10 protein-coding genes are annotated in these 13,734 nt (G+C 66.2%); 6 read left to right on the top strand and 4 right to left on the bottom strand.

Translation table 11 applies throughout. The features are described 5' to 3' along the window. Positions 1 to 93: 93 nt before the first annotated feature. Genes Herbaro_RS15820 through Herbaro_RS15805 form a run of 4 tightly spaced genes read left to right on the top strand, consistent with a single transcriptional unit; the run spans position 94 to position 6,191 of the window. Positions 94 to 3,606, top strand: a complete 3,513-nt coding sequence (locus tag Herbaro_RS15820) for a response regulator (RefSeq protein WP_275010571.1) — start codon at positions 94 to 96, stop codon at positions 3,604 to 3,606. 8 nt (positions 3,607 to 3,614) lie between these two features. Continuing rightward, positions 3,615 to 4,439 (top strand): CheR family methyltransferase, encoded by an 825-nt coding sequence (locus tag Herbaro_RS15815; RefSeq protein WP_275010570.1) that lies wholly within the window; start codon positions 3,615 to 3,617, stop codon positions 4,437 to 4,439. Next, positions 4,436 to 5,080, top strand: coding sequence for a chemotaxis protein CheB (locus Herbaro_RS15810; protein WP_275010569.1), 645 nt, complete (start codon positions 4,436 to 4,438; stop codon positions 5,078 to 5,080). The genes Herbaro_RS15815 and Herbaro_RS15810 overlap by 4 nt, the downstream gene beginning before the upstream one ends. Then, the gene (locus Herbaro_RS15805) at positions 5,067 to 6,191 is read left to right on the top strand and encodes a hybrid sensor histidine kinase/response regulator (RefSeq protein WP_446719275.1); all 1,125 of its coding nucleotides are present in this window, start codon (positions 5,067 to 5,069) and stop codon (positions 6,189 to 6,191) included. Before Herbaro_RS15810 ends, Herbaro_RS15805 begins: the two co-directional genes overlap by 14 nt. Before the next feature lie 26 nt (positions 6,192 to 6,217). Here the strand turns inward: Herbaro_RS15805 and Herbaro_RS15800 are convergent, their stop codons facing one another. The 3 genes from Herbaro_RS15800 to Herbaro_RS15790 form a co-directional block, all read right to left on the bottom strand. After that, positions 6,218 to 6,487, bottom strand: a complete 270-nt coding sequence (locus Herbaro_RS15800) for a hypothetical protein (RefSeq protein ID WP_275010568.1) — start codon at positions 6,485 to 6,487, stop codon at positions 6,218 to 6,220. A gap of 185 nt (positions 6,488 to 6,672) precedes the next feature. Further along, entirely contained in the window at positions 6,673 to 9,435 is a 2,763-nt protein-coding gene (mgtA, locus tag Herbaro_RS15795; RefSeq protein ID WP_275010567.1) for a magnesium-translocating P-type ATPase, read from the bottom strand. Positions 9,436 to 9,716: 281 nt separating this feature from the next. Then, complete coding sequence (locus Herbaro_RS15790) at positions 9,717 to 9,998, bottom strand: hypothetical protein (protein ID WP_275010566.1); 282 nt, start codon at positions 9,996 to 9,998, stop codon at positions 9,717 to 9,719. A 335-nt stretch (positions 9,999 to 10,333) separates the two neighbouring features. On the opposite strand from Herbaro_RS15790, the gene Herbaro_RS15785 reads away from it, so the two are divergent. Continuing rightward, complete coding sequence (locus Herbaro_RS15785; protein WP_275010565.1) at positions 10,334 to 10,516, top strand: hypothetical protein; 183 nt, start codon at positions 10,334 to 10,336, stop codon at positions 10,514 to 10,516. Between the two features lie 245 nt (positions 10,517 to 10,761). On the opposite strand, the gene Herbaro_RS15780 is transcribed toward Herbaro_RS15785, so the two are convergent. Beyond that, positions 10,762 to 11,988: a diguanylate cyclase gene (locus tag Herbaro_RS15780; RefSeq protein WP_275010564.1), complete on the bottom strand. Its 1,227-nt coding sequence runs from the start codon at positions 11,986 to 11,988 to the stop codon at positions 10,762 to 10,764. A 267-nt stretch (positions 11,989 to 12,255) separates the two neighbouring features. Between Herbaro_RS15780 and dacB the strand changes: the two genes are divergently transcribed. After that, a complete protein-coding gene (gene dacB, locus Herbaro_RS15775) occupies positions 12,256 to 13,710 on the top strand; it encodes a D-alanyl-D-alanine carboxypeptidase/D-alanyl-D-alanine endopeptidase (RefSeq protein ID WP_275010563.1) in 1,455 nt (484 codons plus the stop codon). Positions 13,711 to 13,734 lie beyond the last annotated feature (24 nt).

The following is a 13,734-nucleotide window of genomic DNA, read 5'->3' as shown; positions in this document are numbered from 1 at the left end:
AATCAGTGATTTTTGCTGGACAGCAATGCCCAGGGGAGGGGGAGCCGCAGCCCCCACAGCTCAGCCATTACGATTCCAAGAACGGAGCGCGCCGTGCCGGTTTTTTCCAGCCAAGCAGAAGAACGCATTGCCACATTCAAACGCCAGGGCAAGGGGGCCTTCAGCGGCCCGCCGCTGCCGCCGGGACCGCTGGTGGGTTTCGGCGTGGCCATCCTGGCGGTGATCCTGATCTCGCTGTTCACCTACCAGGCCTCGGTCACGCGCGCCGATGCCGCGCGCGCCGTGTCGCACACCATCGACGTGCGCGAGCAGCTGCAGGTGCTGGTATCCACGCTGAAAGACGCCGAGACCAGCCAGCGCGGCTACCTGCTGGCCGGCGCCGAGAGCTACCTGGCGCCGTACAACCAGGCCAGGGCCGCCTTGCCCAGTGAGTTCGCCAAGCTGCGCGCGCTGGTCTCCGACAGCCAGGAGCAGTTGCAGCGCCTGTCCCAGGCCGAAGGCATCACCCGCGAAAAGATGGAGGAGCTGGCGCAGACCATCGAGCTGCGCCGCAGCGGCGACGCCGCCGGCGCGCTGGCAGTGGTGCAGTCCGACCGCGGCAAGATGGCCATGGATCGGGTGCGCGCCATGGTGCGCGAGATGGAAACGCATGAGCGCGACCTGCTGGCGTCGCGCCAATCCGACTGGCAGGACGCGGTGGCGTTCTCCAGCGCCGTCACCTGGGGCGGTTCGGGCCTGCTGCTGATCCTGATCGTGGCCTCGGCGGTGATGACCTCGCGCGACTACCGCGCCCGCGAGAAGCAAGGCTGGATCCGCTCCGGCCAGATGGGCCTGGCCGAACGCCTGCAGGGCGAGCAGCGCCTCGACATCCTGGGCGACAACACGCTGTCCTTCCTGGCGGCCTACCTCAACGCCCAGGTCGGCGCGATCTACATCCGCAAGAACGGCAACGGCTTCGAGCGGTTCGCCTCCTATGCGATCGGCCATGCCGACGGGCCGTCCTCGCTGCAAAACGGCGACGGCCTGCTGGGCCAGGCCGTCAAGCTCAACCGCGCGATGCACATCAAGGACGTGCCGGAGGACTACCTGACGGTGGCCTCGGCCGTCGGCCAGCGCAAGCCGCTGGAATTGCTGATCGTGCCGGCCTCGTCCGACGGCGTGGTGCAGGCGGTGTTCGAGCTGGGCTTCTTGCGCCATGTGCGCCCGGAGGAAGAAGAATTGCTGGTGCGCCTGGCCGACCAGATCGCGGTGGCCGTGCGTTCGTCCAAGGATCGCACGCGCCTGGAGGAATTGCTGGAAGAGACCCAGCGCCAGGCCGAGGAATTGCAGGCGCAGCAGGAAGAACTGCGCGTCAACAACGAGGAGCTGGAAGAGCAGGGGCAGGCGCTGAAGGCCTCGCAGCTACGGCTGGAAACGCAGCAGGCCGAACTGGAAGAGACCAACGCCCAGCTGGAAGAGCAGGCGCAATTGCTGGAAACCCAGAAGGACGACTTGTCCAAGACCCAGGTGGTGCTGGTGGACAAGGCCACCGAGCTGGAGCGCGCCAACCAGTACAAGAGCGAATTCCTGGCCAACATGAGCCACGAGCTGCGCACGCCGCTGAACTCCACGCTGATCCTGGCCAAACTCCTGGCCGACAACAAGCAGGGCAACCTCACCGATGAGCAGGTGCGTTTCGCCCAGACCATTTCCTCGGCCGGCAACGACCTGCTGGCGCTGATCAACGACATCCTCGACCTGTCCAAGATGGAGGCCGGCAAGCTCGATATCGTGCCGGAGTCCTTTGCCCTGGCCAAGCTGGCCGACGAGCTCAATGCGGTGTTCTCCGTTACCGCGCAGCAGAAGGGCCTGGGCTTCAAGGTGCAGCTCGAACCGGGCGCGCCGGCGCGCATGGAAACCGACATGCAGCGCCTCGGCCAGATCCTCAAGAACCTGCTCTCCAATGCCATCAAGTTCACCGAGAAGGGCGAGGTGACGCTCTCGGTGCAGCCGGCCGCCGGCGGCGGCGTGAGTTTCGCGGTGCGCGACACCGGCATCGGCATCGGCGCGGACCAGCACCAGTTCATCTTCGAAGCCTTCCGCCAGGCCGACGGCAGCACACATCGGAAGTACGGCGGCACCGGCCTGGGCCTGTCGATCTCGCGCGATCTGGCGCGCCTGTTGGGCGGCGACATCCGCGTGCAGAGCCAGCCGGGCGAGGGCAGCATCTTCACGCTGACGCTGCCGCAGGCGTATGACGCCGGACAGGTCGTGCCGCGCCCCGAACCGGCGCCGCTGCCGGCGGCCGCCTCGGCGCTGCAGGCGGCGCAAGCCGCCACTGCGCCGGACGTGCGCCTGAGCCCGGCGCAGCCGTTCAATGCCGCGCGGCGCCTGCAGGACATCGCCATCGACGACGACCGCAACCGGCTCGACGCCTCCTCGCGCCTGATCCTGGTGATCGAGGACGATGCCGCCTTCGCGCTGATCCTGCGGGACCTGGCGCGCGAGATGGGCTTCCAGTGCGTGATCACGCATTCGGCCAACGAGGGCGTGGCTGCCGCCGAGATGTACCGTCCCAGCGCCATCCTGCTGGACATGAACCTGCCCGATTTCTCCGGCCTGGGCGTGCTGGACCAGATCAAGCGCAACCCGCGCACGCGGCACATCCCGGTGCATGTGGTGTCGGTCGCCGACTATTCGCACGAAGCGCTGGAGCGCGGCGCCATCGGCTACGCCTTGAAGCCGGTGCAGCGGGAAGAACTGACCGGCGCGATCCGCAAGCTGGAAGCCAAGTTCCTGCAGGACCTGCGCCACGTGCTGGTGGTCGAGGACGACGTGCGCCAGCTCGACAGCATCCGCCAGCTGCTGGCCGGCGAGAACATCAACCTGGTCGGCGTGCACACCGCGGCCGATGCCCTCAAGCAGTTGCAGCAGACCACCTTCGACTGCATGGTGATGGACCTGAACCTGCCCGATCTGTCCGGCTACCAGCTGCTGGAGAAGATGGCCGAGCAGGAGCACGTGGCCTTCCCGCCGGTGATCGTCTACACCGGGCGCTCGCTGTCGGCTGAGGAGGAGCAGAACCTGCGCCGCTTCTCGCGCTCCATCATCATCAAGGACGCGCGTTCGCCCGAGCGCCTGCTGGACGAGGTAACGCTGTTCCTGCACCAGGTGGAAACCACGCTGCCGCCGGAGAGCCAGCGCCTGCTGAAGGTGGCCCGCGACCGCGAGACCGTGTTCGAGGACCGCCGCATCCTGGTGGTGGAAGACGACGTGCGCAACATCTTCGCGCTGTCGTCGGTGCTGGAGCCCAAGGGCATGAAGGTCGAGATCGCGCGCAACGGGCGCGAGGCGCTGGAGGCGCTGGCGCGCAGCGCGCAATCGGGCAGCGCGGCCATCGACCTGGTCCTGATGGACATCATGATGCCCGAGATGGACGGCATGACCGCCATGCGCGAGATCCGCAAGAAGCCCGAATGGAAGCGCCTGCCCATCATCGCCCTGACCGCCAAGGCGATGAAGGACGACCAGGAGAAATGCCTGGCCGCCGGCGCCAACGACTACATCGCCAAGCCGCTGGACGTGGAGAAGCTGCTCTCGCTGGTGCGCGTCTGGATGCCCAAGTAAGGGAAAGCATGAGCAAGCACTTCGACATCGAGATGCAGCTGTTGCTGGATGCGATCTATCTCAAGTACCACTGCGACTTCCGCGGCTACGCCGGCGCCTCCCTCAAGCGCCGCCTGGGCACGGCGCTGGGCCGCTTCGGCTGCGCCACGCTGTCGCAGCTGCAGGACAAGGTGCTGCACGATCCCACGGTGTTCCCGGCGCTGATGGATTACCTGACGGTGCAGGTCAGCGAGATGTTCCGCGATCCGAGCTACTTCCTCTCGCTGCGCGAGAAGGTGGTGCCGCTGCTGCGCACCTATCCCTCGCTGAAGATCTGGGTCGCCGGCTGCAGCGGCGGCGAAGAGGTGTATTCGCTGGCGATCCTGCTGCGCGAGGAAGGCTTGCTGGAACGCAGCCTGATCTACGCCACCGACATCAACCAGGCGGCCTTGAAGAAGGCCGAGGCCGGGGTGTACGACCTGGAGCGCATCGCCGGCTTCACCAGCAATCACCAAAAGTCCGGCGCCACGACCTCGCTTTCCGATTACTATACGGCAGCCTACGGCGCGGCCGTGTTCGACAAGTCGCTGCGCAAGCATGTGGTGTTCTCGGACCACAGCCTGGCCACCGACAGCGTCTTCGCCGAGATGCACCTGGTGTCGTGCCGCAACGTGCTGATCTATTTCAACCGCCAGCTGCAGGAGCGTGCGCTGGGCTTGTTCCGCGATTCGCTGTGCCGCAAGGGCTTCCTCGGGCTGGGTTCGAAGGAGTCGCTGCGCTTCTCCTCCCATGCCGGCGCCTTCAACGAGGTGGTGCGCGAGGACCGTATTTTCCAGAAGAAGGGGCCGCTGTGATTGCGCCTGCCCCTTCCCTGGCCGGCCGCGATATCGCGGCGGTCGTGATCGGCGCCTCCGCCGGCGGCGTCGAGGCGCTGTCGGAAATCCTGCCGGCGCTGCGCTCCGGCGCCGCGGCGGCGACCATGGTGGTGCTGCACATCCCGCGCGAGCGGCCCAGCCTGCTGCCGCAGATCTTCGCCGCCAAGTGCGCCCAGCCGGTGCGCGAGGCGCAGGACAAGGAGCCGGCGCTGGCCGGGGTCATCTATTTCGCGCCGCCGGACTACCACCTGCTGGTGGATGGCGCGCCGGGCGAGCCCATCCTGGCGATGTCGAACGACGAGGCGGTGAATTTCTCGCGCCCGGCGATCGACGTGCTGTTCGAGTCCGCCGCCGACATCTACGGCGAACGCCTGCTGGGTGTGCTGCTGACCGGCGGCAACCAGGACGGCGCGGCCGGGCTGCAGGCCATCCGTCGCGCCGGCGGCGTGGCGGTGGTGCAGGATCCGCAGGAGGCGCAAGTCCCCTACATGCCGGAACAGGCGCTCGCGCTTGGCAATATCGATTACGTACTGACGCTCGGACAGATCGCCGATCTGCTGCGTTCATTGGGAACATTGGGCGCGACGGGCGTACAGGGAGAAAGGAATGCAGGTGAGTAACAACGACAAGGGGATGGAACTGCCGCGGGTCAAATTCCTGCTGGTGGACGATCTCGAGGAAAATCTGCTGGCGCTGTCGGCGCTGCTGCAGCGCGACGACGTCGAGCTGCTGGTGGCGCGTTCGGGTTTCGAGGCGCTGGAGCTGTTGCTGGTGCATGAGGTGGCGCTGGCCTTCATCGACGTGCAGATGCCGGTCATGGACGGTTTCGAGCTGGCCGAACTGATCCGCGGCAGCGAGCGCACCCGCAATATTCCGCTGATCTTCGTGACGGCCGGCATGCGCGACGAGCGCCGCATGTTCAAGGGCTACGAAACCGGCGCGGTGGATTTTCTCTACAAGCCGATCGAACCGCATATCCTGCGCAACAAGGCCGAGGTGTTCTTCCAGCTGTACCGCCAGAAGCAGCAGCTGGCGCTGGAGCTGCGCGAGCGCACCGAGACGCTGCGCCTGAACGAGATGTTCGTCGCCATTCTCGGCCACGACCTGCGCAACCCGCTGGGCGCGGTGCTGATGGCGGCCACGCTGCTGCAGCGGACCTATCGCGAGGAAGTGGCGCAGAAGGCCTCGCAGCAGATCATCAACAGCAGCAAGCGCATGGCCAAGCTGATCGAGAACATGCTCGACCTGGCGCGCGCGCGGCTGGCCGGCGGCATTGGGCTCACGCGCGAGAGCGCGCGCCTGGGCGAGGTGGTCGAGCGGGTGGTGCAGGAGTACCAGGCGACCTATCCCGACTGCGTGATCGAACGCAAGATCCAGGGCGAGGACGCCGGCCACTGGGACGCCGACCGTCTCGGCCAGGTGGCCGCCAACCTGCTGGGCAACGCCCTGCAGCACGGCACGCCGGGCCGGCCGGTGCGCATCGGCATCGATGGCCGCGACGAGCAATGGCTGGCGCTGACGGTGGCCAACGAGGGCGTGATTCCGGCGCAGGTGCTGCCCAACATCTTCGATCCCTTCCGCGGCGGCGAGCGCGTCTATGGTCGCAACGAGGGCCTGGGGCTGGGGCTGTACATCGCCCAGCAGGTGGTTGCCGCGCATGGCGGCGAGATTGGGGTGAGGTCGGACGGCGAGGCGCAGACGGTGTTTACGGTCCGGATTCCGCGCCGCTGAACCGGCGCAAGAACCAGGCGCGCCGCTCAGGCGGCGTTCTCGCCGAGCGCGTTCTGGATGGCGGCGACGACGTGGGCGCGCACCAGTTCCTGCAGCGAATGGCCGCAGAGGATGTTGTGCGAGATCGACCCCACGCGCGACAGCGCCTGGGTTTGGCCCCAGCTGACGCTGGCGGTCCAGGCGATCGATTCGTCGCCGTGGTAGCTCGCCTTGTACTGGTAGATCTTGCCGTCGGACACGCTCCTGTAGGTGCCCTCGCAACTGCCGCTGTTGTGCATGACGTTTCCCGTGTTCAAGTTTGTTCGTTCGATGTTTTGCCAGCGTGCGCAGCTTAGAATCGTCTGGCGCGCCGCACCATCGGGAAATCCCTGAGCGGCCGGCGCGCCTCAGGCCTGAACCGGAATGAATTGCTTCCCGGAATGAAAAAAAGGGTTGCCCATCGGGGCAACCCTTTTTTGCCTTGCAGCCTGCGGCGGCGGTCTTACTGCCAGCCGTAGCGCTTGGCGTACCAGCTCTTCATGCCCTGGATCAGCACCGCGTAAGCCAGCAGGATCACGGCCAGCCACGGGAAGTAGGACAGCGGCAGCGCCTCCAGCTTGAAGTAATGCGCCAGCGGCGACATCGGGATGATGATGCCGATGGCCATGATCACCAGCGTCATGCCCAGGAGCGGCCACGAGGCGCGGCTCTGGAAGAACGGGATGCGCTTGGTGCGGATCATGTGCACGATCAGCGTCTGCGACAGCAGGCCCTCGATGAACCAGCCGGACTGGAACAGCGTCTGGTGTTCCGGCGAGCTGGCGCCGAAGATGTACCACATCAGGGCGAAGGTCGAGACGTCGAAGATCGAGCTGATCGGACCGAAGAACACCATGAAGCGGCCGATGTCTTCCGCGTCCCAGCGCTGCGGCTTTTCCAGGAACTCCTTGTCGACGTTGTCGAAGGGGATGGAGATCTGCGACACGTCGTACAGCAGGTTCTGCACCAGCAGATGCAGCGGCAGCATCGGCAGGAAGGGCAGGAAGGCGCTGGCGATCAGGACCGAGAACACGTTGCCGAAGTTCGAGCTGGCCGTCATCTTGATGTACTTGAGCATGTTGGCGAAGGTCTTGCGGCCTTCCAGCACGCCTTCTTCCAGCACCATCAGGCTCTTTTCCAGCAGGATCAGGTCGGCCGCCTCCTTGGCGATGTCGACCGCGGTGTCCACCGAGATGCCGATGTCGGCCGCGCGCAGCGCCGGGGCGTCGTTGATGCCGTCGCCCATGAAGCCGACCACGTGGCCCTTGTCGTGCAGCACGCGCACGATGCGTTCCTTGTGCGCCGGCGAGAGCTTGGCGAACACGGTGACGCGTTCGGCCGCCTGCGCCAGTTCCTCGTCGCTCATCTTCTCGACGTGCGAACCGAGCAGCATGCCGTCCACTTCCAGGCCGACCTCGCGGCAGATCTTGGCGGTCACCAGCTCATTGTCGCCGGTCAGGATCTTGACCGTGACGCCGTGCGAGCGCAGCGCGGCCAGGGCCGGCGCGGTCGATTCCTTCGGCGGGTCGAGGAAGGCGATGTAGCCGATCAGCACCAGGTCCGACTCGTCGGCCAGGCTGTAGACCTCCTTGGTCGGCGGCAGGTCCTTGGCCGCCACGCCCACCACGCGCAGGCCTTCGGCGTTGAGGCTGCCGGTGGTCTCGCGGATCTCGGCCAGCAGCTCCGGCGTGAGCGGTACGACCTGGCCGTCCAGGCGGGCGCGGGTGCAGACCGAGAGGATCTCTTCGACCGCGCCCTTGCAGATCAGCTCATGGTGATCCTCGCGTTCGGACACCACCACCGACATCCGGCGGCGCTGGAAATCGAAGGGGATCTCGTCGACCTTGCGGTAGGCCTGGGCGATCGACATCTCGCGCTGCAGCTCGGCGTGCTCCAGCACCGCCACGTCCAGCAGGTTCTTCAGGCCGGTCTGGTAGTAGCTGTTGAGGTAGGCGTATTGCAGCACTTCATCGTCGAGTTCGCCGCGCACGTCGGTATGGCGTTCGAGGAAGATCTTGTCCTGGGTCAGGGTGCCGGTCTTGTCGGTGCACAGCACGTCCATGGCGCCGAAGTTCTGGATCGCGTCCAGGCGCTTGACGATCACCTTCTTGCGCGACAGCGCCACGGCGCCCTTGGCCAGCGTCGAGGTGACGATCATCGGCAGCATTTCCGGCGTCAGGCCGACCGCGACCGAGAGTCCGAACAGGAAGGCCTCGACCCAGTCGCCCTTGGTGAAGCCGTTCAGGAAGAACACCACCGGGGTCATCACCAGCATGAAGCGGATCAACAGCCAGCTGACCTTGTTCACGCCGGCCTGGAAGGCGGTGGGCGAGCGGTCGGTGGCGGTCACGCGCTCGGCCAGGGCGCCGAAGTAGGTGCGCTTGCCGGTGGTCAGCACCACGCCGGTGGCCGAGCCGCTGACCACGTTGGTGCCCATGAAGCACAGGTTGTCCAGCTCCAGCGGGCTGCTGGCGTCGATGTTGGTGGGGGTGACGAACTTCTCCACCGGCAGCGATTCGCCGGTCATCGCGGCCTGGCTCACGAACAGGTCCTTGGCGGCCAGCAGGCGCATGTCGGCCGGGATCATGTCGCCGGCCGAGAGCAGCACGATGTCGCCCGGCACCAGGTTGCGGATCGGCACCTCGACGCGGCGCGCGCCCTTGGGATGCAGCGTGACGTCGAAGTAGCGCTGGGCCTCGGCGGCGATCTCCTCGACCATGTCGTGGCGCATCACCGTGGCGGTGTTGCTGACCATGGCCTTCAACTTGTCGGCGGCGGTGTTGGAACGCGCCTCCTGCACGAAGCGCAGCAGGGTGGAAACCACCACCATGGTGCCGATCACGATGGCGGCCTTCATGTCCTCGGTGTAGAAGGAGACGGCGGCCAGCAGCGTCAGCAGCAGGTTGAACGGGTTTTTGTAGCAGTGCCACAGGTGCACCGGCCAGGTCAGCGGCTTCTCGTGCTCGACCTCGTTGGGGCCGATCTCGGCGCGGATGGCGTCGGCTTCGGCCTCGGTCAGGCCGTCCTGGCGCGAGTTCAGGCTTTGCAGCAGCTGGTGCGCTTCATGGCGCGAGGCATCGGTCAGCTGGCGCGCCAGCGACTGGGACACTTCCTTGGTCACCGGGGCGCTGCGGAACATGTCCATGCCGAGGCGCCGGAAGTGGCGGTCCATTCCGCGGGCGCGGATGAAGCTGACGAAGGTTTCTTTCAGCAGGTTCAGATTCATGGCGTACTTCTTTTCTTTGTGTGCTTCGCCATGCTGTCGGGCGAAGCGGCTGTTGGTTCGAGGCGCCGCGTTGGAGCGGGGCATCGCCGTGGCGTCGTCAGGTCGCGCGCGTCAGGGACTGTAACGGGCGTGCTTGACGGATCGATGACAAACATCGGGTCTTCATAAATCTTCCTGCATGGCAGCCTCCGCTCGGTTGGGCGGAACCCCTGTCATCGGCGCCTGATGGCGCGGGCAGACGCTGGCCGGCAAGACCTGTGGCCTTGCTTGTCAGCGTATCGTCAGGTTGCGACGGCGCAAGCCGGATCGCCCTCCAGCGCGCAGCGCGGGAGGGCAAGCGAAACATTGAGCCGTGGCGCCGTGACGGCGTGTCTGCGGCGGTCGATCGTCGATCTGTCGTTGTGGGGAATGTCGATGCCTGAACGGCGGCGCTGGAGAAACAAGCCCAGGTCACTGGGCCGCGCTGCCGGCATCGGGATGCCGCCATCTGCCTGGTGCAAGATGACGGCAGGAGGAGTCCTGCTGAAATGCTTGCCGAGGCTTAACCGGTCATAGACCGGCAACAACTGTCACCCGAACAAGTGCCCATGAGAGGGACTCCAAAAAATGAGAACGGGCGAATTCTACGCTCGCGCTCAAAACAGGGTCAAGGCAAATCGCCCGCGTTGCCGAAAATTTGTGCATCCGCAACACAGGCTTGCGGCGGGCGGATAGTGGCCGCATGGAAAAATCACGCTGCTATGCAGCAACGATAGTCGGAAATGCATGCTTGTCTTATGCGGGGCACGGCCTATACTCAAACCAGAAAAAGCACGCCGGGCAAGGCTGGCAGCGCAGTTTCCAGTCAGCGGCCGGCCGTAAATAATTTGAATGAGAAGGCTGAATGAGGAGACGCGTCATGCCTAACATCATCATGAACAACCTGATGTTCTTCATCCCGATGACGCTGGCGGGGCTACTGCTCTGCGGCGAGGTGCCGGTGGCCTCGCGCATCGTCAGGACCAGCATGAGGGCAGTGGGCGCGGTGTTCGGCGCACTGCTCGCGCTTTTAGTACTGGAGGCTCTGCCAGTACTAATTTAGCGGGCTTCTGCGGCCCGCTTTGCCGCTCGTTGCGGCAGTGGCAGGGGCATCGGCGGGGGGACTTTTTCCTGGTGGGAAAAGCCCTATCACTGACCGCCGATCGCTCCGCCCTTGATTTCCCTAGGTCGATGTTTTCACAGTGGTCTCGTGGCGGCCCCGAAAACATCGGCCTTTTTTGCGTCCACCGGTTTCGTCGTCCCGGCTCCCATCCTCGGCTGCGCGCGCAGCCTTCGTCCCGATTCACTTCAAGCGGGCTGTGCGCTGCCGGCCTCCTGTTGCGCGCGGCGCATGCCGGCATCCCACTCGACCAGGCGGTCGCGTCCTCTTTCCTTGGCGCAGTACATGGCGTGGTCGGCGCGTTGCAGCCAGACGTAGTGGGCGTCCATGTCGGGAGTGAACGGCACCAGCCCGATGCTCAGCGTGCAACCCCACAGGCCGGCGGAGCCGTGCGGCTGGCGGCGCACGTCGTCGATCAGGCGCTGCGCCAGCAGGCGGGCGTCGGCCACCGGCGTGGCGGGCAGGATGATCACGAACTCCTCGCCGCCGTAGCGCCCGATCAGGTCGTCCTCGCGCAGGCTGGCGCGCAGCAGCCCCGCGAAATTGCGCAGCACCTCGTCGCCCACCAGGTGGCCGTGGGTATCGTTGATGCGCTTGAAGTGGTCGATGTCGAGCAACAGCAGGCAAGCCTCGTTGCCGCTGCGCCCGAGATTGCGCCGGCAGCGGCCGAACTCCTCGATCAGCAGGCTTTCCCAGTAGCGGCGGTTGAACAGCCGGGTCAAGCCGTCGGTCTGGCTGACGATTTCGAATTCGCGGGAACGGTCGGCCAGCTTCTTGGAGATGTCGTAGGTCGACTTGCCCAGCGCCAGCGGGTAGAGCACCATCATCGGCACGCAGGCCGCGATGGTGGCCAGGTCGGATTGCGGCATGAAGCGGAAATCCAGCGCCAGCCAGCCCAGCGCGAAGCAGGCCAGGCTGGCGTACACGCCGCGCATGAACAGGCGCACGCCGCCGGCGGCGATGTTGTCCATCGAGAGCATGGAGATGATCACCACGCTGGGCACCAGGTTGCCGTGCATGGCGGCGATCCAGAAGCCGCCGAAGCCGGCGTCGATCACCAGGTTGCGCCGTTCGGCGCGATAGGGGATTTCGCAGCGCAGGGCCCAGTGGCGCGCCAGGTGCGGCCAGATGAAGCCGTGCAATACCAGCAGCGCCCACAGCGGCCAGCCGACCGGGTTCTGCACGAAGCCGGCCGCCACGCAGAAAAAGCCGATGCCCAGGCCGATGGCGCGCAGCATGTAGATGCGGTTGACGAAGCGCATGCCCTTGCCGATCAGCTCTTCCGGCGGCGGGTCTTCGGGGCGCGCCGGACGCTGGCGATACAGCGACAGCGGATTGAGCAAATCCAGCAGCGCGGCCCATCGCCGCTTGCCGCCGGTCCCGCTGCGTCGCCTGCTGCTGGTGCTGGATGACATGTCGCCGCTCTTCTTTCTCGCCGCACCGGACGCCCCCGCGTACCGAAAATGCACGTTGTAGTTTAATTCCACGTAACCTGTCGCGCCAGCCCCGGCCGCAATCCGCCGCCCCGTGCGGAGCTGCCGTTTCGGCAAGCCATCGATTGCCGCATTCTCGCACGCCGCCATGACGCCTTCGTGTCGCCGACCGCGCGCGTATGCCGGGGCCGCGCCGGATTCGCCGGCGGCTTGACCCTATAATGCGTGATCTTCATTGTCGGTCCAATCATGCTGCGTTTCCTATCGGGGTTTTCCCTGCATTGCCTGCGCCTGCCGTGCGCGCGTTCACTGTCCTTCTCCATCTTCCTGCTGGCGCCCGCCATTGCCGCGGCGCAGGCCTTGCCGCCGCCGGTGGTCGGCGCCTTGCGCGTGGCGCACATCGCGCAGCAGAACGTGGGCGTGCTGGTGCTGGACGCCGAGACCGGCAAGCGCGCGCTGGTGGCTGCCAACATCGCCCAGCCCTTCAATCCGGCCTCGGTGATGAAGCTGGTGACCACCGATGCCGCGCTGGAGCTGCTGGGGCCGACTTACTCGTGGAAGACCCAGGCCTACATCGACGGCGCGCTCGACCAGGGCGTGCTCAACGGCGACCTGATCATCAAGGGCGGCGGCGACCCCAAGCTGGTGCTGGAGAATTTCTGGCTGTTCCTGCGCCAGCTGCGCGCGCGCGGCGTGAAGGATATCCGCGGCAACCTGGTGATCGACCGCAGCTTCTTCGCCGAATCGACCTACGACCCGTCGCAGTTCGACGGCGACCCGCAAAAGCCCTACAACGCCGGGCCGGATGCGCTGCTGCTCAACTACAAGACGCTGGCTTTCCGCTTCGAGCCCAATGCCGCCGCCGGCACGGTGGCCGTGAGCATGGAGCCGCCCATGGCCGGCTATGCGGTGACGCCGCCGCGCCTGTCGCAGGAGCCGTGCGGCGACTGGCAGGGCAAGCTGATGATGTCCAATGACGCGGGCTCGGCGAGCTTCGCCGGCAGTTACCCCGCCGACTGCGGCCCCAAGGTCTGGTACGTGCATCCCTGGCGCATGAACAGCGTGCAGTATGCCGGCGCCATGTTCGCGCAGATGTGGGCCGAGCTGGGCGGCAGCTTCTCCGGCCGCGTGCTGTCGGGACCGGTGACGCCGTCGGCGCGGCTGATGGCCGAGGCGCAGTCGCCCACGCTGCCCGAGGTGATCCGCGACATCAACAAGTACAGCAACAACGTGATGGCGCGCCAGGTGCTGCTGACCCTGGCCGCCGAGATGAGCGGCCAACCCGGCGACACCGTCAACGGCGCGCGCGTGGTGCGCTCCTGGCTGGCCGACAAGGGGCTCGACACCGGCGGCCTGGCTATCGAAAACGGCGCCGGCCTCTCGCGCATCGAGCGGGTCACCCCGGCGCTGCTGGGCGGCATGCTGGCGCAGGCCTACCGCTCGCCGCTGATGCCCGAGTTCGTCTCCTCGCTGCCGCTGGTCGGCTACGACGGCACCATGCGCCGCCGCCTGAAGACGCAAAGCGTGGCCGGGCAGGCGCACATCAAGACCGGCACGCTCAACGATGTGCGCGCGATTGCCGGCTTCGTGCAGGCGGCCTCGGGCAAGTCCTATGTGGTGGTGTTCCTGATCAACCACCCCAATGCGCCGGCCGGGCAGAAGGCGCAGGACGCGCTGTTGCAATGGGTGTACGAGAACGGCTGAGGCCGCCTTGCCGGTCTGGGTCGG

The organism is Herbaspirillum sp. WKF16, assembly GCF_028993615.1.
GTDB lineage: Bacteria > Pseudomonadota > Gammaproteobacteria > Burkholderiales > Burkholderiaceae_D > Herbaspirillum.
The sequence above is the reverse complement of the archived record's forward strand: the minus strand, read 5'-3'. Positions and strand labels throughout refer to the sequence as shown.